This is a genomic window from Methylotetracoccus oryzae (genome assembly GCF_006175985.1).
GTDB lineage: Bacteria > Pseudomonadota > Gammaproteobacteria > Methylococcales > Methylococcaceae > Methylotetracoccus > Methylotetracoccus oryzae.
The window spans coordinates 271,261-292,154 of record NZ_SRSH01000002.1 but is presented as its reverse complement, the minus strand read 5'-3'; the positions used below and the strand labels follow the sequence as shown (position 1 = coordinate 292,154).

At 60.9% G+C, this 20,894-nt stretch carries 15 protein-coding genes and 4 tRNA genes; 4 read left to right on the top strand and 15 right to left on the bottom strand.

Features of this window, described 5'->3' with window-relative positions; genetic code table 11:
- Window positions 1-156 precede the first annotated feature (156 nt).
- The 3 genes from BWR02_RS04100 to BWR02_RS04090 form a co-directional block, all read right to left on the bottom strand.
- Window positions 157-2,082 carry a polysaccharide biosynthesis protein gene (locus tag BWR02_RS04100; RefSeq protein ID WP_236101893.1) on the bottom strand — a complete coding sequence of 642 codons (1,926 nt, stop codon included), beginning with the start codon at window positions 2,080-2,082 and terminating at the stop codon, window positions 157-159.
- A gap of 22 nt (window positions 2,083-2,104) precedes the next feature.
- Window positions 2,105-3,130 (bottom strand): MraY family glycosyltransferase, encoded by a 1,026-nt coding sequence (locus BWR02_RS04095; RefSeq protein WP_236101891.1) that lies wholly within the window; start codon window positions 3,128-3,130, stop codon window positions 2,105-2,107.
- Window positions 3,131-3,268: 138 nt separating this feature from the next.
- Entirely contained in the window at window positions 3,269-4,054 is a 786-nt protein-coding gene (locus tag BWR02_RS04090) for a TIGR01458 family HAD-type hydrolase (protein ID WP_139556463.1), read from the bottom strand.
- 360 nt (window positions 4,055-4,414) lie between these two features.
- Between BWR02_RS04090 and BWR02_RS04085 the strand changes: the two genes are divergently transcribed.
- Window positions 4,415-4,507, top strand: a tRNA-Ser gene (locus BWR02_RS04085).
- 488 nt (window positions 4,508-4,995) lie between these two features.
- Here the strand turns inward: BWR02_RS04085 and BWR02_RS04080 are convergent.
- From BWR02_RS04080 to BWR02_RS04040, 9 genes are all read right to left on the bottom strand, one after another.
- A complete protein-coding gene (locus tag BWR02_RS04080; protein ID WP_139556462.1) occupies window positions 4,996-6,873 on the bottom strand; it encodes a SurA N-terminal domain-containing protein in 1,878 nt (625 codons plus the stop codon).
- Between the two features lie 77 nt (window positions 6,874-6,950).
- A tRNA-Asp gene (locus BWR02_RS04075) sits at window positions 6,951-7,027 on the bottom strand.
- A gap of 13 nt (window positions 7,028-7,040) precedes the next feature.
- Window positions 7,041-7,116, bottom strand: a tRNA-Val gene (locus BWR02_RS04070).
- Between the two features lie 9 nt (window positions 7,117-7,125).
- Window positions 7,126-7,398, bottom strand: coding sequence for a non-specific DNA-binding protein Hbs (gene hbs / locus BWR02_RS04065; protein WP_139556461.1), 273 nt, complete (start codon window positions 7,396-7,398; stop codon window positions 7,126-7,128).
- A gap of 179 nt (window positions 7,399-7,577) precedes the next feature.
- Window positions 7,578-10,007: an endopeptidase La gene (gene lon, locus BWR02_RS04060; protein ID WP_139556460.1), complete on the bottom strand. Its 2,430-nt coding sequence runs from the start codon at window positions 10,005-10,007 to the stop codon at window positions 7,578-7,580.
- Window positions 10,008-10,171: 164 nt separating this feature from the next.
- A complete protein-coding gene (clpX, locus tag BWR02_RS04055; protein WP_139556459.1) occupies window positions 10,172-11,452 on the bottom strand; it encodes an ATP-dependent Clp protease ATP-binding subunit ClpX in 1,281 nt (426 codons plus the stop codon).
- 115 nt (window positions 11,453-11,567) lie between these two features.
- The gene (clpP, locus tag BWR02_RS04050; RefSeq protein WP_328591503.1) at window positions 11,568-12,188 is read right to left on the bottom strand and encodes an ATP-dependent Clp endopeptidase proteolytic subunit ClpP; all 621 of its coding nucleotides are present in this window, start codon (window positions 12,186-12,188) and stop codon (window positions 11,568-11,570) included.
- A gap of 36 nt (window positions 12,189-12,224) precedes the next feature.
- Window positions 12,225-13,535, bottom strand: coding sequence for a trigger factor (gene tig, locus BWR02_RS04045; protein ID WP_139556458.1), 1,311 nt, complete (start codon window positions 13,533-13,535; stop codon window positions 12,225-12,227).
- Window positions 13,536-13,686: 151 nt separating this feature from the next.
- Window positions 13,687-13,771: transfer RNA gene (locus BWR02_RS04040), tRNA-Leu, on the bottom strand.
- 132 nt (window positions 13,772-13,903) lie between these two features.
- Here BWR02_RS04040 and BWR02_RS04035 point away from each other — a divergent pair.
- From BWR02_RS04035 to BWR02_RS04025, 3 genes are all read left to right on the top strand, one after another.
- Window positions 13,904-14,809, top strand: a complete 906-nt coding sequence (locus tag BWR02_RS04035; RefSeq protein WP_139556457.1) for a CPBP family intramembrane glutamic endopeptidase — start codon at window positions 13,904-13,906, stop codon at window positions 14,807-14,809.
- Entirely contained in the window at window positions 14,806-15,495 is a 690-nt protein-coding gene (locus tag BWR02_RS04030) for a class II aldolase/adducin family protein (protein ID WP_139556456.1), read from the top strand. The genes BWR02_RS04035 and BWR02_RS04030 overlap by 4 nt, the downstream gene beginning before the upstream one ends.
- A 129-nt stretch (window positions 15,496-15,624) precedes the next feature.
- On the top strand, window positions 15,625-16,128 hold the full coding sequence (locus BWR02_RS04025) for a cytochrome P460 family protein (RefSeq protein WP_139556455.1): 504 nt from the start codon (window positions 15,625-15,627) through the stop codon (window positions 16,126-16,128).
- A 46-nt stretch (window positions 16,129-16,174) separates the two neighbouring features.
- On the opposite strand, the gene BWR02_RS04020 is transcribed toward BWR02_RS04025, so the two are convergent.
- Genes BWR02_RS04020 through uvrA form a run of 3 tightly spaced genes read right to left on the bottom strand, consistent with a single transcriptional unit; the run spans window position 16,175 to window position 20,836 of the window.
- Window positions 16,175-16,879 carry a DUF2959 domain-containing protein gene (locus BWR02_RS04020; RefSeq protein ID WP_139556454.1) on the bottom strand — a complete coding sequence of 235 codons (705 nt, stop codon included), beginning with the start codon at window positions 16,877-16,879 and terminating at the stop codon, window positions 16,175-16,177.
- Between the two features lie 50 nt (window positions 16,880-16,929).
- A complete protein-coding gene (locus BWR02_RS04015) occupies window positions 16,930-17,958 on the bottom strand; it encodes a hydrolase (protein WP_201276128.1) in 1,029 nt (342 codons plus the stop codon).
- The gene (gene uvrA, locus BWR02_RS04010; RefSeq protein ID WP_139556453.1) at window positions 17,948-20,836 is read right to left on the bottom strand and encodes an excinuclease ABC subunit UvrA; all 2,889 of its coding nucleotides are present in this window, start codon (window positions 20,834-20,836) and stop codon (window positions 17,948-17,950) included. The genes BWR02_RS04015 and uvrA overlap by 11 nt, the downstream gene beginning before the upstream one ends.
- Window positions 20,837-20,894: the final 58 nt, after the last annotated feature.

The following is a 20,894-nucleotide window of genomic DNA, read 5'->3' as shown; positions in this document are numbered from 1 at the left end:
GAAGACCTTCTTCAGCGCCTGCTCTTTGAAGCCCTCGGAATACGTTGCTTTCATCATGCTCATGATCCTCTAATCTCCTTTCACTCGGAACATTAGAGGCGACAACTATTCTGACGCCGGGGGACGTCGACACGCCGCGATGTCTGAAGCAACCCGCTAGCCGGCCGACACGTGCGCCGACTGGGCATCCCCATCTTTACGCTCGACCCGATCGGCTTCGTTGCGCGGCAGATCGATGGAGCCGGCCCGGCCGCGAGCGGCTACGAACTCGGGCACCAGCCTTCGCAGCGCCGCAAGAATCTCGGCGTCCGCGCCGTCCCGGCAACACTCGATCAGCGCCTCGATACCCATTTGCAGGGTATCGCCGTCAGGCACGTAGGGTTGTGCCAACCTCAGCTTGCTGTGTGCGGTCTCCAGCAATTGCTCCTGCTCGAGGAACAGCTCCTCATGCAGCTTTTCGCCCGGACGGAGCCCCGTGTAGACGATCTCGATGTCTTCGCCAAGACGTTTGCCGCTCAGGCGTATCATTTGCTCGGCCAGATAGCTGATAGCGATCGGCTCACCCATATCCAGCACAAATACCTCGCCACCCTGCCCAACGGCCGAGGCCTGCATGATCAGCTGGCAGGCTTCCGGTATGGTCATGAAATACCGCGTCACATCAGGGTGCGTGACTGTGACCGGCCCGCCTGACTGAATCTGTTCGCGAAACAAGGGCACTACGCTCCCGGCCGAGTCGAGTACATTTCCGAAACGGACGGTCACGAAGCGCGTGGCGCCGCGCTGGTTCAGTTCCTGAACCATCATTTCCGCAGCCCGCTTCGTCGCCCCCATGACGTTCGTGGGTTTAACGGCCTTGTCGGTGGAGATCAGCACGAACTCCGCGACCCGACTTTCCACAGCAACCTCGGCCACAGTTCTCGTACCGAGCACGTTGTTCAGGACGGCCTGACGCAGCTGATATTCCAGCAGCGGGACATGCTTGTAGGCGGCCGCGTGGAACAGGATGTCCGGATGCGCTTCGGCGATGGCGCGTTCGACCGCGCGCCGATCCGCGACATCGCCCAGCAGCGCGCGGAGTCGAAGGTTCGGGAACCGCCGCCCCAGTTCCTGTGAAATTCGGTAGAGATTGAACTCGCACCGTTCGAATATCGTCAACTCGGCCACCGGAAAACGTGCGATTTGCTTGCACAATTCGCTGCCGATCGACCCGCCGCCACCAGTGACGAACACACGCTTGCCCGCTAGATGCGCCTCCACGTTGGAGCGTTCGAGCCGGACCGGGGCGCGCCCCAGAAGATCTTCGATCGACACATCGCGCAGCGCCGAACCCAGCTGCTCCGTCAAGATATCCTGAACCGACGGCAGCGTCATGAACGGCAGCTTCGTCCCTTCGCAGATCTCCACGATCCGGCGCATTTCGCGGTCGCTCGCCGACGGGACGGCAATCAGGATCACGTCGATGTCGAGACGGACGACCAGATTCGGTATGTGGTCGCAGCCAGCGCGTACCCGGAGGCCATGAATCTCCCGCCCGCGCTTACTCGCGTCGTCGTCGACGAAGGCGATCGGGACGTACGGGCTCCCGCGATCCCGCCGCAGGTCGCGCACGAGTGCCTCGCCCGCGTTGCCGGCGCCGACGACCAGCGCCCGTTGCCCATCGCGTAATGACGCCGATCGATCCTTCCAAATTCGATATAGCAGTCGTGGCGAACTGAGCATCAAGGTCAGCAAGACGACGTACAGAGGCAGCACGGAACGCGGCACGCCCTCGAGCCGGTTCGTCACGAAAGTAACGCTGGCGATAACCAGGGCACCCGTCGCGACGGCCTTGACGATGCGGAGCAGGTCCGGAACGGAAGCGAAGCGCCAGACTCCCCGGTAAAGCCCAAAGATCCGCAACGAGATACCCTGTACAACAACGACTACCGGCAACCATTTCAAGGCCGCATCCCAGTAGGCCTGCGGGATCTCGCCGAGATTGAAGCGGAGCCAGTAGGCCCCCAACCAGGCGATCACGACCATCGTCAGGTCGTGAATGAAGATGGCCGCTCTGGCCCGGAGCTTCGACAACATGTTCATCGGGACGGGACGGCAGGAAGGGTTACGGATCGCCAGCCTTGAGCCGCACGACCAAAGTGAGCAGCGGCAGGAGGGCCATGCCGAGCAACGGAACCGCCCAGTTTGGCCAGCGCTGCGCGGCAAACGCGCAAGGTAGAAGCCACAAGGTGTTGATGCAGAGCGCGTAGATTACCACGGGCCGATGCCCACCCAATATCGTCGCGGCCTTCTGATAGGCGTGGAGACGATGCGGCGAGTACCATCGCTGACCCGTAATGACCCGCCGCGCGAGGGTATAGGTGGCATCGACAACGAACAGTCCGTTCAGGATCACCCAGACCGGTAATCCGAGCCCGCCGCCTGGGCTCCTCATGTCGGCCAGCGCGATCAGCGCCAGAGAATAGCCGATGAAGCCGCTCCCGACATCACCCAGGAAGATCTTCGCGGGCGGCCAGTTCCACCACAGAAAGCCCGCGTTCGCGGCCGTCAGCACAGCCAGTGCGGCGCTGGTCGCACCGAGGCCCTCTGGCTGCAGGGCCATTAGGGCCAGAGCTCCGCCGGCCACGAAGATCGCCTCGGTTCCGGCAATCGCATCGATGCCGTCCATGAAATTGAACAGGTTTAGTGACCATAGCAGCCACAACAGCGCGAAGCCCGTGCCGAACCAACCCAGAGGCAACATCCACGAACCCAGGGGCAGTTCATGAAATCCTCCGATCAGCCCGATCGCGACAGTCCCGGCCGCGGTGTGCGCGGCGAGCCTCACGCGGGCGGGAACATGTCCGTGGTCATCCCAAAAGCCGGCACCGGCCACAATCAGCCCGCTGCCCAGCAGGCCCAGGAAGGCGGGCGACATGGCGCCGCTCACAACCGCTGCGAAACACCCCACGAAAAAGGCGAGGACCACGGCCAGACCGCCGCCCCGCGGGGTCGGCACAACGTGCGAACTCCGGTCGTTCGGCACATCGATGAGCCGCCTCAGCGCATACCGTCGGATCAGGCCCGTCATGAGCCAGGCGGCAATGGCAACGCCGGGGAGCGTCGTGAATACCCCCTCTATTGAATCCAAATCGACTCCTTCGTCTCACTCCGCCGGCTCGTAGCGTCGCGCCGGCGCATCCTCATCACGCCCGTCCGCCATGTCATGGGGTCCCGTGACATCTCCGAAGACACCCGTGTTGTCATCTGCTTAGAGTCACGGCAATGCTTACTCAAGTCCGAGCAGGGCTGGGAGTTCCCGGAATGAGGCGATGATCGCCGCGGGATGGATTTTGCTGGCATCGACATAGGTCTGTCGAAATTTTCCCGTACGGGTGAGTACTCCGCGGATGCCGAGCCGCTGCGCGCCCCCGATGTCGGCATCAATGTCATCGCCCACCATGATGACCTCGCTCGAATCTGCCCCAAGGTCTGCGAGCGCAATGCGGAAAAAATCCGCCGATGGCTTACCCATGACCTGCGCCGCTCGCCCTGTCGCATACTCCAGCGCCGCCACGAACCCGCCGATGTCCATACGGAGCCCGGTGCGCGTTTGCCAGAAACGATTCTTGTGCACTGCGAGCAACTGGCCGCCATTCATCAGTCGATTGAAGACTGCGTCCAGCAACCCTCGTGTCAGCGCGTCTCCAATGTCGCCGAGCACCACAAAGTCGGCCTGTTCGAGTTCCACCTGAGGAATGTCCTTGAAGTCTGTCCGAACATCTTCGGCCAGCAAGAGACAGCAGCTTGACCCCGGGCGTTCCCGCAGATACCGATGCACTGCCGCAGGGGCACTGAGGATCTCATGACGTTCGACCGGCAGGCCCATGTCGAGCAGCTTGCGATGGAGCGCCTCGGAGCTGAGCGTACTGGTATTGGTCGCGAAACGGCAGTTGAGGCCCGCCGTCTTTAGGCGCACAAGCGCCTCGGTAGCACCCTCGACAGGCTCCTGGTCGACGAACAACACGCCATCCAAATCGATGATGAGGGCCTTCAAGGCGTTCGGCAGGGTCATCCCGGCGGCGATCCTCGGGTCGGTCGATTGATCAAAGGCATGCGGCCGGGGACTCGATGCTGCAGCCGCAAAGGCATACAGCGTTAAACGTCGCCTTAGTGGGGCACTAAGTGACGATACGGATCATGAGTACACGCAGTTTAATGCGGGCTTCGCCGAAACGCAGCATCGGTCGGCCTTCCTGGCCCGCAAAGGGGTCACTAGGCCTCGAGGCCGCGGGCGAGCGCTCTGTCCGACGTACGAGGAGCCAGCCCTTTCAGCTGCCCGATCAGCCCCCGCGACCGCAAACACCGGAGCCCTTGGACCGCCACACCGATTCAACTTTCGCACGAGTTCGGTTATCATACGAAGCTCGATACAGGAGAGGTACCGAAGCGGTCATAACGGCGCCGACTCGAAATCGGATGGTCGGAGAGATCCGGCACGCGGGTTCGAATCCCGCCCTCTCCGCCACTCGTCGAAGTTTTTTCAAATTGCGTACGGCATTTCAAGATGCGAACCGCAATATCGGTCTCTGGTAATCTAATTCCTGGATATCCCGTCAACGCATTGTTTCTGCATCGGATGTCCGGCTGACGTCTTAGTCTCGCGCATTATCCAGCGCACAGGCCCCTCGCCCACGCCGAATAATCCAACGTTTGGGCCCGCCCAGGTCGAGCGCTATCGGAACTGCATCACAGCGCTTAACGCGAATTCACCCACGAAGTGGCGGTTCAGCCAACAGCGGAGACCATACCGAGCGGGATGGAGACCAAGCAGACGCGAGGTCTGCGACGCCCGTGCAGCAAAGGGCGGCTCAGCCCAGAACCCTAGCCGCCGCCCCTTGACGGGACCGTCTGTTCGACGCGGTTAGCCAGAAGAGTCCAGTTACGCCGCGGGCGTAGGTGGCACCGGCAGATGCAATGTCAGGTCGCGAGGGGTGACCGCTGAATCTTTGAGGTTCAAGGCTGCTCAGAGCGTGTGATTTCGACGTCAGCCTCTCGCCGCAATTGATCAACCCACGCCGTAAATTGCCGCTGGCCCGCATAGTTGTTCAGATACTCTCTCAGACGCCCGAGTTCCTGATCTCCCTCGCCAGACTTCCCGTCAACCACGGACTTCAGCTGATAGACGGCTTGTGAACCATCGTCGATCGCTACCAACCCGTTGATGTGCTGAGCATCCTTGGGTCGGCCTGCGCCGAACACTGCGGTGACCAAAGGCTCCGGCAGGGCGTCGGAGTCGCGACGGAATGGAGCGGGTGACTGCACCTGCACGCGCAAGGCCTTGGCTTGATCCGTCAGTGTCGCACCGCCATCCAGCGCCTTTACCGTGTCCGCCGCACGCTGCTGCGTCAGGGCCACAGAGCGCTCATGCCGGATGCGCTCGATGACCTGGGCCCGAACGGCTTCCAAGGCACGGTCTGCCGCCGGGCGATGATCGCGAACCCGAATGACTGCGACCTCTTCGGGGCTCAGCTCGATCAGATCGCTGTTCTTGCCGTTCAGAACGTCTTCGCTGAAAGCAGCGTCCCGGACCGCAGGTTTGGCGGTCAACCCCTCGCCCGTCTCGCGCGTGAAAGGCGCACTGGTCTGCGCGGACTTGCCGAGCATCTTGGCGGCCGGCTCCAGGGTATCCGGGTGTTCGAACGAAAGCTCAGTCAGCTTCTGGCCGAGCTCGTAAAACCGGCTGTCGGCTGCGTTTCGCTGAAACATTTTGACGAGTTCCGGCTTGGCCTGTTCGAAACTCTTGGTGCTTCCGGGCTCCAGCTCGGTCGTCTGGATCAAGTGGTAACCGAACGGCGTCCGCACCGGATCCGAGACCTGACCCTTCGCCAATGCCTTCGCCGCTTTCTCCAGGGCGGGGTCGATGGTTCCTTTGGCCAGAACCCCAAGGTCTCCACCCTTGGCAGCCGATACGGTGTCCTCCGATTGTTCCTTCGCCAGTTTCGCAAAGGTTTCGCCGTTTGCCAGCCGCTCTCGGATCGCCTGAATCTTCGCCAGAGCCGCCTTGTCAGCGTCCGCATTGCCTTCCTCGGCAGCGATCAGTATGTGGCTCACACGTCGCCGCTCCTCGGTGGTAAAGGCGCCCTTTTGCTCCTCGTAGAAGCTGCGGAGTTCTGACTCGTTGGGATTTACGCTACCGGCAAGCTCGTCCAAGGTCAGCAACAGATAGTCTATGCTGACGGTTTCAGGTTCACGGAAATCCGCTCGATGAGTTTCGTAATAAGCACTTATGTCGGACTCGGTCACCGGCTGCTCTGATTTCAGCGATGGGATCACGACATAATCAATGGAGCGCTGCTGGTTCCGGAGCCGATAAAGGGATTCGACCTGAGCCTCAGGCACCAGCGCACTGTCCGTGATACCGCGCTGGTATTGCTCCATGGCCATCGCGCGTCGCACCTGCTCGGCGTACTCGGCGGGAGAAAGATTCTGCGATGCCAGAAGCTGACGATACTTCTCCCTGTCGAAAGCACCATCGGTCTGAAAATAGGGCAACCCCTGCAGAAAATCACGCACGCCGTCATCGCTGACCCGCAACTGGTGCGCATCGGTCGCTTCGGCGATCAACTCCTCGCGAATGAGTCGCTCCAGCGACTGCCGCTTGATCTCCTTCTCGTCGAACTGCGCCAGACTCGGCATGCTTTGGAGACTCTGCTCGTACGCTCGGTTTACGTCCCGCTCATACAGCTTGCGCTTTCCAACGACGGCCAGCGGGCTTTCCTGGCCGGTGTCCAGGTAGTTTTGAATCCCCCAGAGGGCAAAAGGAACACCAATGATGATGAGCAACACCCAGGAAAAAATCCCATGGGCACGGTCACGTATTGCCTGCAGCATGGCGCAAACCTGTGGATTCGAATCGGAATCTGGATAAGAAAAACCCCGAAACGAATGTTCGGGGTTTATTCAGCTATTGGCGGAGCGGACGGGGCTCGAACCCGCGACCCCCGGCGTGACAGGCCGGTATTCTGACCAACTGAACTACCGCTCCAAAACTGGCTGGGTGGTGGGTGCTGTAGGGATCGAACCTACGACCCTCGCCTTGTAAGGGCGATGCTCTCCCAGCTGAGCTAAGCACCCAAAGAACGCCTAGCTTACAGCATCTTTCAGTGCTTTTCCAGGCTTGAAAGAAGGAATCTTTGCTGCCTGGATCGTGATCGTGTCACCCGTCTGAGGATTTCGGCCCTGCCGCTCTGCGCGCGACTTGACGGCAAACGTACCAAAACCGACCAGGGAGACCGTGTCCTCCTTTTTCAGCGCTGCGGTGATGGCGTCGATAACCGCATCAACCGCGCGTCCGGCCTCCGCTTTATTCAGGTCGGTGGCATCCGCGACCGCCTGAATCAATTCCGCTTTATTCATCTAGTTACGTCCCCCGTCCAGTGTCTTGGTCATGAGTCTATTTCCTTTTGCGGGTTTACAGCCAAGCATCGCCAGCCCGACGCAGACTTTAGCAACTGCAAAAAACGCGTGTCAAGCAAGAAGTCCTTGTCCCCCGCGCGTTCCAGGCTCTCGAGAGTGGCCTTCAAGTTGGGCTGCGATCAGTGCGCGGTGACCATCCCTGCACTGCCATTCTGCTTCGCACTCGCGTCAACCTCGGCAGCCACTGCCTCGGACTGGAGAGGCTCCGGCATGTGCTGCAGCGCCGTACGCAATACCTCATCGATCCATTTGACGGTGACGATCTTCAGGTCTTGCTTGATATTCTTGGGTATGTCGACCAGATCCTTTTCGTTTTCCTGGGGGATTACGACCGTTGTGATGCCTCCGCGGTGAGCAGCCAGCAACTTTTCCTTAAGGCCACCGATCGGTAGAACCTCGCCCCGCAGTGTGATCTCTCCGGTCATCGCCACATCCGATCGAACCGGGATCTTCGTCAGAGCCGAGATCAATGCCGTGCACATGCCGATTCCCGCACTCGGCCCATCCTTCGGGGTGGCGCCTTCCGGAACGTGCACATGCATGTCGTGCTTCTGGTAGAAGCTCGCTTCTATACCGAGATGATCCGTGCGCGACCGAGCGACGGTAATGGCCGTCTGAATCGACTCCTGCATGACCTCCCCGAGCTTGCCGGTGTACGTCTGCTTTCCCGTGCCCGGGATCACCACGGCCTCGATAGTCAACAGCTCGCCGCCGACCTCGGTCCAGGCCAGGCCTGTGACCTGCCCCACCTGATCCTGCTCCTCGGCTCGTCCATACCGAAAGCGCGAGACCCCAAGGAAATCCGACAGGTTGCGGTGTGTCACCGTGACGCGTTTCGTGCTCGGCTTCAAAACCAGATTCTTCACGACCTTACGACAGATTTTCGCTATCTCGCGCTCAAGATTACGTACCCCTGCCTCGCGCGTGTAAAACCGGACGATATCTCGTATTGCGCTTTCGCTGATCTGAATCTCCTGAGCCTTCAAACCGTTGTTCTTCAACTGTTTGGGCACCAGATACCGAATTGCGATGTTGATCTTCTCGGCCTCGGTATAGCCGGCGATCCGGATGACCTCCATGCGGTCCAACAAGGGTGCCGGGATGTTCAGGGTATTGGCCGTCGCGATGAACATCACCTCCGAAAGATCGAAATCCACCTCGAGGTAGTGATCGCCGAAAGTATGGTTCTGCTCCGGGTCCAGAACCTCGAGCAACGCAGAGGCCGGATCACCACGGAAATCCATCGACATCTTGTCGATTTCATCCAGCATGAAGACCGGATTGCAGGTCTTCACCTTGGACAAATTCTGCAGGATCTTGCCGGGCATCGACCCGATGTACGTCCGCCGATGGCCGCGGATCTCTGCCTCGTCCCGAACGCCGCCCAAGGCCATACGCACGTATTTCCGGTTAGTCGCGCGCGCGATCGATTGGCCCAAGGAAGTCTTGCCCACGCCCGGTGGCCCGACCAGACAGAGGATGGGCCCCTTCATCTTCTTGACGCGCTGTTGCACCGCCAAGTACTCGACGATACGCTCCTTGACCTTATCCAGGCCATAGTGCTCGCGTTCCAGAACTTCCTCTGCCTTGGCCAGGTCATTGCTGACCTTGGTCCGCTTCTTCCAGGGCATACCGACCATCCAGTCGATATAGTTCCGCACGACCGTCGCCTCCGCCGACATCGGCGACATCAGCTTGAGCTTGTTCAACTCCGCCTCTGCCTTCTGGCGCGCGGCCGGTGACATACCGGATTTCTGAATCTTCCGCGCCAGTTCCTCGAACTCGTTCGGCGCGTCCTCCATTTCACCGAGCTCTTTCTGAATGGCCTTCATCTGCTCGTTCAGATAGTACTCGCGCTGGTTCTTCTCCATCTGCTGCTTGACGCGTCCGCGGACTCTGCGCTCAAGCTCCAGCATGTCGTTCTCACCCTCCATAAGGGTGATCAACTTCTCCAGCCGGATCACGATATCCATCGTTTCGAGGATGCTCTGCTTCTCCTCGATCTTGATCGTCATGTGGGCCGCGATCGTGTCCGACAGGCGGCTCGCGTCATCGATTCCGGAAAGAGAGTTGACGACCTCGGGCGGTATACGCTTGTTCAGTTTGACGTATTGATCGAACGTGGTAACAGCGGTCCGCATCAGCACGTCGACTTCCTGTTCCGTCAGGCTGACTTCCTCAGCCATCCGCGACACCTCGGCCACGTAGTGCCGATCCTGTGCGACGTAGCGCTCGACGCGGCTTCGTTGCTCGCCCTCGACCAGGACCTTCACCGTGCCATCGGGCAACTTCAACAGTTGCAGGATGTTCGACAGGGTGCCCACTGCATACAGATCCTCGAACGCGGGATCGTCGATCTCCGCGTCTTTCTGCGCGACCAGCAGAATCTGCTTGTTGTCCTTCATCGCGACGTCGAGCGCGACGATCGACTTCTCCCGCCCCACGAAGAGCGGAATGACCATATGGGGGTAGACGACGACATCGCGTAACGGCAGGACCGGGACGACGATGGCGGCTGAACCGGGCAACTGGGGATTGGAATTTTCCATGGATTAGGCGTGCCGATGTCTGGTTTTAGGTGCTCCGCAACGACATGGGGGCGCGGACCCGCACAAACAAGCGGAAGAGACCCTTTAAATTCCCGCTTGGAGGAGAGCAGCCCGACACCCGCCGGGCTGAATGAGGACAATGCGCAGAAAAACCGCCCTAAAGTTCAATCCGCGCCGGCACACTGCCGCTCGGTACTCTTGTAGATGGTATACGGCTCTGACTCGCCCTTGATCACTTTCTCATCGATCGCGACTTTGGCTATGTGCTGGGCCGAGGGCAACTCGTACATCGTGTCGAGCAGAACATGCTCGAGGATGGTCCGTAAGCCGCGCGCACCTGTCTTCCTCTCCATAGCCTTGCGGGCGATGGCGCTCAGAGCGTCATCCCGAATCTCCAGTTCGCACCCTTCCATTTCGAACAGCTTGCGATACTGGCGCAGCAGCGAGTTCTTCGGTTCGGTCAGAATCCGCACCAAGGCCGACTCATCCAACTCTTCGAGGGTTGCCACCACCGGCAGGCGACCCACGAACTCCGGAATCAACCCATACCGGATCAAGTCCTCAGCCTCGACATCCGACAGGATTTCGCCCACATTCCGCTGGTCGTCCTTGCTCTTCACATCGGCCGAGAAGCCGATTCCACCCCGCTCCGATCGCGCGCGGATGATCTTGTCGAGACCCGCGAACGCCCCGCCACAGATGAAAAGGATATTGGCCGTGTTGACCTGAAGGAATTCCTGCTGAGGGTGCTTGCGCCCGCCCTGCGGCGGCACCGAGGCAACGGTGCCTTCGATCAATTTCAACAGCGCCTGCTGGACCCCCTCGCCGGATACGTCGCGCGTGATGGACGGGTTGTCGGATTTCCGCGAGATCTTGTCGATTTCGTCAATGTAAACGATGCCCTGCTCGGCCTTCTCGACATCGTAATCGCACTTCTGCAGGATCTTCTGGATGATGTTCTCAACGTCCTCCCCGACATAGCCCGCTTCCGTCAGCGTCGTGGCATCGGCGATCGTAAAAGGGACATCCAGCAGGCGGGCGAGCGTCTCGGCGAGCAAGGTCTTGCCTGAACCGGTCGGGCCGATCAGCAGGATATTGCTCTTGGCCAGTTCGACGTCGCTCTTCTTCGAATTCGAGTGGATCCGCAATCGCTTGTAGTGGTTGTAGACCGCAACCGCAAGTATCCGCTTGGCCTTCTCCTGCCCGATCACGTACTCGTCGAGTACAGCCTTGATTTCCTTGGGCTTGGGCAGTTTGTCGACACTGGCGGCAACATTTTCCTGGAGCTCTTCCCGGATGATGTCGTTGCACAGTTCCACGCATTCATCGCAGACGAAGACAGCAGGCCCGGCGATCAGTTTGCGGACTTCGTGCTGGCTCTTGCCGCAAAACGAACAGTACAGCAGCCGTCCGCCTCCGTCTTTGCCATGCTTCTCATCACTCATCGATCACTCCTCGTTTCTCGGACCGCGAAGGTGGTTGATTAAGAGCAGAAGGGCGCTCACGCACACCCCTGTCGAACGATAGGCCCGACAACATCATCGGCCGCACCGCACTCCGTCAACGGTTGGACAGCACGCGGTCAATGAGACCGTACTCCACTGCCTCGTCACCACTCATGAAGTTGTCGCGATCCGTATCGACCTGGATTTTCTCCATCGGCTGACCGGTATGGTTTGCAAGAATACGATTCAAGCGATCCCGCGTCGCGAGGATCTCGCGCGCATGAATGTCGATATCACTGGCCTGACCCTGAAATCCACCCAGCGGCTGATGGATCATTACGCGCGAATGCGGCAGCGCGTAGCGCTTGCCTGCAGCCCCACCGGCCAGCAACAGCGCACCCATGCTCGCGGCCTGACCAACGCATAACGTGCTCACATCTGGCTTGATGAACTGCATCGTGTCGTAGATTGCCAACCCGGCAGTCACCAGTCCGCCCGGTGAGTTGATATAAAGGTGTACATCCTTGTCCGGGTTTTCGGACTCCAGGAACAACAACTGGGCAATGATCAGGTTGGCACTGTAATCTTCGACGGGCCCAACCAAGAATATCACCCTTTCCTTGAGGAGTCGCGAGTAGATGTCGAAGGCCCGCTCGCCCCGGGCGGACTGTTCGATCACGATCGGGACCAGCCCGCTTGCCCGCGTTGCGTGTTCGTTCGGAAAGTCGCGCATCATGCCTTCATTCACCTGCTACAAAGTCGATAAAGTGGTTCACTGGCCGGACACGGCGGGCTGCATCAACTCCTGGAAGCCGATGGTCTCATCGGTGACGCGGGCCCGTTCCAGAACCCACGAAACGACTTCATCTTCCAGCACGAGATTTTCGATCTCACGCAAGTGGTCGGCATTTGAATAATACCAGTGAATCACCTGATCCGGTTGCTCGTAGCTCGCCGCCATCTCCTCGACCGTTTCACGCACTTTCTTGGGATTGGCCTTGAGCTGATTCACTTCGATCAACTGATTCAGGATCAGGGCCAGAGCCACGCGGCGCCGAGCCAGCGGTTCATACTTCTCGCGCAGTGCCGCCTCATCCACCGACTGTCCGGTCTTCCCTGCGCGCTCGACTTGCGGCGATATCAGGTCCTTGATTTCCGATTCCACCAAGGTGCTGGGCAGCACGATCGGATTCCGCTGGTAGAGCATATCCATCAACGCCGTCTTGGTCCGGGATTTCAGCCCGCGCTGCATCTCCCGCTCCATGTTCTCCCGAACGTCCCGCCGCAAGGCTTCCAGATCGCCATCCTCGATGCCCAGCGACTTGGCAAACTCGGCGTCCAGATCCGGCAGAACACTTTCCTCAACACTGGCCACCTCGACATCGAAATGGCCCGACTTTCCCGCCCATTTGCCGTTGTGGTAATCGGCCGGGAACTCCAGATCGAAGGCGAGCGAAGCACCGGCAACCGCACCCTCCAATTGACCTTCGAAACCGGGAATCGTCTGGTTGCCGCCGAGGACGACCGGAAAATTCCGAATTCTCTCCTCAGACAGGTTCTCGCCGTCGACATTCCCGGAGAAATCCACCGTGACCCGGTCGCCGGTGGCAGCGGGCCGCTCCACCGCACGCCAACTCCGGCGCTGATCCCTCAGGCGCTCAATCATGCTGTCGACATCCTGCTCGGAAATGGATGATTTGTAGCGCTTCACGTCGAGCGTCTCCACCGGCATCAAGACGAATTCGGGGAAGACCTCGAACGCGGCCTCGTACTCGAGCCCGCTACCTTCGTCCGCCGCCTTGGTGCTGATCCGGGGCATGCCGGCCGGGCGCAGTTTTTCGTCGCGCACTGCCTGCGCAAAGGTGGACTCGATCAGATCACCGAGAACCTCCTCGCGCACCTTGGCGCCGAAGCGCTTCTTGATCAGGGTCGCAGGGACTTTTCCGGGGCGAAACCCGTCGAACTTGGCTTCCCTGGCCAGCGACTGAAGTCGGGAATTCACCCGTTCGCGGATGGTCGCCTCCGGCACTTGAACGGTCAGCTTCCGATTCAACTCATCAATCCTTTCGACGGAAATTTGCATCGACTTATCCTCGGCTCAAAAACAATTCACGAAAATGTTGTAGGGGATGTCGCCAGAACTGACCCGGTAGACTGACGGCGGGTCCAGCGAGAGCGGCTGCCGCAGCGTCCCGACAGGAGAGACGACCACAGAACGCGCACAGGGGAAATGCTGGTGCGAATGGAGAGACTCGAACTCTCAAGGGTTGCCCCACTGGAACCTAAATCCAGCGCGTCTACCAGTTTCGCCACATTCGCAAGGTCTATGGTCCTGAATTATACTCGTTTGTCTCGGGACTTGCCGAGCCCGGGCTTTCTCACTGTGCTGTGCCCGGCCTTCCCCGCGCTTCTTCGCCCCTCTCCAAACACCCGGAACTGCCGCCCTCACGCATGCCAATCGCCCGCTTCGCAGCGCTGCTGCTTGCCCCAGTGCTCTACCTTTCGATCGTGGTCACCCTAGCCGCATTGCTGGCGTATGGCGTCCATCTCGTGACGCTGGGATCACTGAACTTCAGCCTGGTCGTGTCGCGGGGCGCCCAAATCGTGTTGCTACTGAGCCTGATCCCTTTGGGTCGGGCGCTGGGTCTGCAGCGGGCCGACATCGGACTTCCCGGCAACTCCAGGCTAGGCTGGAAGCAGTTGCTGTGGGGTCTCGGAATCGGCATCGCGATTTTATCGGTCCACGTAGCGGTCATGATCCAACTCCAGATATTCAAACCGAACCCGGCGATCAGACCTACCATCGCGGACTTTACTTCAGCTGTGCCTGCGGCACTCGCGAGCGGGTTGCTCGTGGCGACGATGGAGGAACTCATTTTCCGCGGAGTGATGTTGGCCGCAATGGTTCGACTCGGCGGCTGGCTCGGCGCGGCGGGAGTAACGGCCGCGTATTACGCAATCCTGCATTTCGTCAAGAACGACCTGCGCCCCGCTGGCGACGAGGTCAAGTGGTACTCCGGCTTCTCAATCCTGTCCGACGGCATTGATTATCTGATGACCGAGACGCGCCTCGATGCACTGCTGGCCCTGTTTTGCGCGGGTCTTTTTTTGGCCGTCGTGCGGTGGATTCGCCGCGATGGCCTGATACTCTGCATCGGCATCCACGCCGGCTGGGTGCTGGTGATCAAGCTGGCGCGGCGCTATACGAACCCCGACCCCCACAAACCGCTGTCGTTTCTTGTCAGTCCCTATGATCAGGTCATCGGCTACGGGGCCGCGGGCTGGATCATCCTGGTGCTCGCATTGACGGCCTATGTCGCATGGCGACGACGACCGGCCCGAGCCATGCGTTCATGAGCGGCTGCACACCAGGCGCGGACTCTGCAGAAACCGAAGGCGTCACGAAATTCGTCCTGGATTTCCTCATGGCGCCGCCGGTAGAGCCCGGCCTGATCGTAACGCTCAACGCCTGGCGCACCGTGCTGTACCGGCTAGGTCTTACCGGACGGGATCGACACCGCTACGGTGGACTGGCCTATGGCAACGTCAGCCAGCGTCTCTCGCCCGCCACGGGTGCCGAATCCGCTTCGGCCTTCCTGATCAGCGGCACCCAGACCGGTGGGCTGCCAGTCCTGGAATCCCGGCATTACAGCTGCGTGGCCAGTTACGACCTGAGCCGGAACAGGATTTCCGCGACGGGCCCCCTGCCCCCGTCATCCGAAGCCCTGACCCACGCTGCCGTCTATAGCGCCGACCCGCGGGTGAACTGCGTGATTCACGTCCATTCGCCGGAAATATGGCAACTCCGGTCCGACTTGAAACTGACGACCGTGCCCCCGGAAGTCGCCTACGGCACACCCGAAATGGCCTATGCGATTGCGGCCGCCGCGAAACGCGAGAGCTTTCCCGTCGTCGCCATGGCGGGACATCGCGATGGCTTGATCAGTTGTGGGGCTAACGTCCGAGACGCAGCCGAACGCATGATCGAGACCCTCGCCCACGCGCTGGCACTCGGCGCCGCCGCTTCGCCCGATCAGGAGTGACGACCTGGCGCCTCGGATAGACCTTTCCACTCCGGGTATGTCGGAGACACTCGCGCGTTTTGCTGCTGCGCCGCCTTTCTGCTAGCGTTTCGCCGCTTGCCAGCCCATAACTTACGAAGGATCCACGCGATGAGATGCTACGCCCAACTGATTGCGGCCGCCGTGTTGGCCACCCTGAGGAGTCTGACCGCCGCCGCTGAGCTAACGCCTGCGCCGAATGGGCTCCAGCGCCCGGATGGCTACCCGGACTGGCGCTTGATCGGCGTATCGCATCGCACCGAGAACGGGACTCTGCGCGCTATCCTGGGAAACGATGTCGCCATCGCTGCAGCTCGCGAGGGCCACACCAAACCGTGGCCGGAAGGCACCGTCCTTGCCAAGATCGTGTGGAAGGAACGCAGCCACCCGAAATTCGCCACCGCGATCGTGCCCGACGCACTGGTTCACACCGAGTTCATGGTGAAGAACTCGGCTCGGTACGCCGCCACCGGCGGTTGGGGGTTCGGGCGCTGGCTGGGAACGGAACAGCGGCCCTATGGTACGGATGCGAATTTCGCGCAGGAGTGTTTTGGCTGCCATGCCGGCGCGAAGGACAGCGACTGGGTCTTTACGACCCCCGTCCACCTGCCCTGAGCACCCTGCGTCGGCGCCCCTCCGCCTGGTCCGACGCTGACGGTGATCACCCGTCGACCGACAGCGCGCGCGGCCCATTGAGCGTGCGGACGAAGTCATTCGCGCGGCCGATCGACCGCTCCATCGCGCCGATCAAGCCGGCAACATTGTTGGTCATGCCGACTAGTTCATCCTCCAGATACACGATGGCCTGAGCGTTCAGATTGTGTTTCAGGTAGAGGACCTGATCCTGGAACACGCCCAGCACGGGTCCGATCTTGCTTTCGGCGCGGCGCATTGCGGTGATCAGCTGACCGTAATGCTGTTGGGTTTGCTTGAGCTTCTGCCGGCTGGCAGCGCGCAAGCTGCGATTGCTGTACTGATCCAGCTCGCTCTCCCACTCCTGAAACAGCGCTTCCGCTACGTCCTGCACCGCATCGATGCGATCCTTCACGGCCAGGGCCTTGGCGGCGCTGTAATCGAACTCGATTTTCAACTGGCGATAAACGTCGTCCAACTCGCCGCCGTCGAAATGGGTCAAGGCAGAGAATTTGTCGAGCGCGCTCTGGAACTGGTCTTTCGCCTCTTCCAGACTGTCACGTGCGTTTTCGACGCGCGCGATGAGGATGTCGCGCTTGTGCTGGCCCACTGACTCGACCGCGCGAAAGTAAAACCGCTGGCAGGTGGACACCACAAGACGGACGATGGGGTTCCACAGTCGCCTGCCAACTTCACTCAACGTCAAATCGTGTTCGGGGTCGTATCGGCTCATGGTCTTACGAGAATGGGAGCGCCTCCAGGGGGGAGCGCAAGGCGCATAGTTTAACGGTCGGGTCTCGCCGCCGCATGTCTGAGCGAGGCGAGCTGCTCGTCGAAAAAGTCCGGGATGCGGCCGTCAAGCCAATACCTGGGTTGGGCCGGCCCCGGTCCTTCGACGAAGCCCACGTGCCCGCCCGCCCGCGTCACTTCGATCAGTACGGAGTGGGAGAGTTCGTCCGCTTCCGGCAACACGGCCGGGGTCATGAAGGGGTCATCCAGCGCCTGAATGACCAGGGTCGGAACACGAACCCCACGCAGGTACTGCCGCGCGCTCGAGCGTTCATAGTAGTCCGCGGCATCTCGGAAGCCGTAGAGACCAGCGACGACCTGCTGGTCGTATTCCCAGAAAGAGCGGATGGCGCGCCAGTCGCCGAGCGCCTCGATGCTCCGGGCCTCATCCGCGCGCCCGATGCGTTGCAGGTGAGCGCGTTTCACCGACAAATAGTCCTTCAATTCGCGCAGCAGGCGGTCGCGGTACAACCGGGAGGCACCTTGATCCATGCGCGTCGCGCAGAGGTCCAGTCGCAGGGGAACCGAGACGGCGACTGCACCGAACAGAGCAGCCTGGTCCCCCTGCTCGCCCAACCACTTGAGCAACACGTTACCGCCCAGAGAGAAACCGACCGCACCAATGGGCGTGTCCCGCTCCCGCGAGCGGAGAATGCCGATTACGAAGTCGAGATCGGTGGTTTCACCCGAGTGATAGCAGCGGGCGGTGTCGTTCATGACACCGCTACACCCCCGAAAATTCATCGCGACCGTGCGAAACCCGCACTGCGCGAGCCGGACTTGCAGGCCTCGCACATAGCCTGATTCGGACGAACCCGACAGGCCATGCAACAGTAGGATCAGGGGCCCTGTCCCGGTGCCGAACCAGTCCAGGTGCAGAAAATCGCCATCCGGCGTTACCAGCCGTTCGCGCTGCCGCCGAAAAGGCGGGATGCGCCGGAACAGGGCGGGCCAAATCGTCTGGCGATGCGCTCCCTGCAGCCAGCGCGCCGGACGGAACGCCGGCGACCAATCAATCGGCATCGGCGCCGGCCATGGCCGTGTCATGGGCGTCTGCTGTATCCGCGGGGGAATTCCGCTCGCGCATGATCACCGGCCGCAGAAAACGTCCAGTGTGGGACGCCGGATGATTGGCGATGTCCTCGGGCGTACCCGCCGCGACGATCCGCCCTCCGCCGTCGCCCCCCTCGGGCCCGAGATCGATGATCCAGTCGGCCGTCTTTATGACATCGAGATTGTGCTCGATCACGACCACGGTGTTCCCGTGATCGCGCAACTGGTGCAACACCCGCAGCAGTTGTTGAATGTCGTGAAAATGCAGGCCCGTCGTCGGTTCGTCCAGGATATACAGCGTCTTGCCCGTATCCCGCTTCGACAGCTCGCGCGCCAGCTTGACGCGCTGGGCCTCCCCCCCGGACAGAGTGACGGCGTTCTGCCCAAGCGTCACATAGGACAGGCCGACGTCGACGAGCGTCTGCAGCTTCCGCGACACGGTAGGGATCGCCGAGAAGAAGTGATTGGCCTCTTCCACCGTCATCGTCAGCACTTCATGGATGGTCTTACCCCGATAGCGGATGTCCAGCGTCTCCCGGTTATAGCGCTGGCCCTTGCAGACATCGCAATGGACGTAGACATCGGGCAGGAAATGCATTTCGACCTTGATCAGACCATCGCCAGCGCAGGACTCGCAACGGCCGCCCTTGACGTTGAAGCTGAAACGGCCCGGCGAATAACCCCGTGCCCGCGACTCCGGCGTCGAGGCAAACAGTTCCCGGATCGGTGTGAACAGACCGGTATAAGTCGCGGGATTCGACCGCGGCGTGCGGCCGATCGGGCTCTGATCGATGTCCACGACCTTGTCGAACAGCTCGAGGCCGTCGATGCCATCGCAAGGCGCCGGTGACACCGCGGCTCCGTTTAGCTCTCGCGCCACCCAGCGATAGAGCGTGTCGTTGATCAGCGTCGACTTGCCGGAACCCGAAACGCCGGTGACGCAAACCAGCAAGCCGGCCGGAATCTCCACGTCGATGCCGTGTAGGTTGTTGCCGCGGGCATTCCGGATACGCAGCCGTTGGTCGGTCTGCGCCGCGGCACGCCGCTCGGGTAACTCGATACGCAGAGCGCCAGACATGTACTGGCCGGTCAGCGAGTCCGCATTCGCCATGATCTCGTGCGGGGTGCCGGAGGCGACGATGCGTCCCCCGTGCGCGCCGGCGCCCGGACCGATGTCGACGACATGATCCGCAAGGCGAATCGCATCCTCGTCATGTTCGACGACGATCACGGTGTTGCCGATGTCCCGCAGGCGGACCAGGGTGTCAAGCAACCGCGCATTGTCACGCTGGTGCAGACCGATCGACGGCTCGTCCAGCACATACATCACACCGACCAGCCCGGCTCCCACCTGGCTCGCGAGGCGAATCCGCTGGGCTTCGCCACCGGACAGGGTCTCCGCGCTGCGGTTCAGACTCAGGTAGTCCAGCCCCACGTTCACCAGAAACTGCAGCCGCGCGCGAATTTCCTTGACGATCTTCGCCGCGACATCGCCACGCCGCCCGGTCAGAGTGAGTTCGTCGAAGAACGCGCTCGTCCGGCGAATCGGCCACTCGGTCACGGCGGGCAGCGTCGTGTCATTGATGAAGACATGGCGCGCGGCCCGGTTCAGTCGGGTCCCCTCGCATTCCGGGCACGGGCGGCTGGAAAGGTACTTGGCCAGTTCTTCGCGCACCAGCACCGAGTCCGTTTCGCGGTAACGGCGCTCCATATTCGGCAGGATGCCTTCGAAGGGATGCCGATGAGTTAGGGTCTGGCCGCGCGCTCCCGGCACATGGAAGGCGATCACCTCGCCGCCACTGCCATGCAGCACGACTTCCTTGACGGCGTCGGGAAGAGTGCCGAACGGCTGTTCCGGATCGAAGCCATAATGCTCCCCGAGGGAACGCAGCATCTGGTAGTAATAGGCATTGCGCCGGTCCCAGCCCCGCACCGCGCCGCCCGCCAGACTCAGTTGCTCGTCGTGCACGACGCGCTGCGGATCGAAAAACTGCATCACACCGAGCCCATCGCAGTGCGAGCAGGCGCCGTTCGGGTTGTTGAATGAGAAGATCCGCGGTTCCAGTTCGCTGAGCGAGTAGCCACAGTGCGGGCAGGCGTATTTATCGGAATAGACGAGTTGGGTAACGGGTTCGTCCAGTGAAACCGCCAGCGCGATGCCGTCAGCCAGCCGCAGCGCGGTCTCAAACGACTCCGCGAGACGTTGCGTCAGCCCGGCGCGGACCTTGAAACGATCGACGATGACTTCGATCGTATGCTTGCGCTTAAGATCCAGTTTCGGCGGATCGTCCAGTTCGAATACCTCGCCGTCGATACGCGCCCGGATGAAACCCTGACCTCGCAGGCCTTCCAAGACCTGCGCATGCTCGCCCTTCCGCCCGCTGACTACCGGCGCCAGCAGCATCCAGCGGCTGTCCTCCGGCTGCGACAGCAGGTGATCCACCATCTGGCTGATGGTCTGAGCTTCGAGCGAGATGCCATGCTCTGGACACCGGGGCGTGCCGACCCGAGCAAACAGCAAGCGGAGGTAGTCGTAGATCTCGGTGATCGTGCCAACCGTGGAGCGGGGATTGTGCGAGGTCGATTTCTGCTCGATGGAGATGGCGGGCGACAGCCCTTCGATATGGTCGACGTCGGGCTTCTCCATAATCGACAGAAACTGCCGCGCATAGGCGGACAGGGATTCCACGTAGCGCCGCTGTCCCTCGGCGTAGATCGTGTCGAAGGCGAGCGAGGATTTGCCGGAACCGGATAAACCGGTGATGACGATCAGCTTGTTGCGTGGCAGATCCAGATCGATGTTCTTCAGATTGTGAGTGCGGGCGCCGCGGATCTGGATCGTGTCCATGTCAAATTCAAGCTCGGAGGATAACCTGATACTATACGCAGACAACTGACTGCGAAGC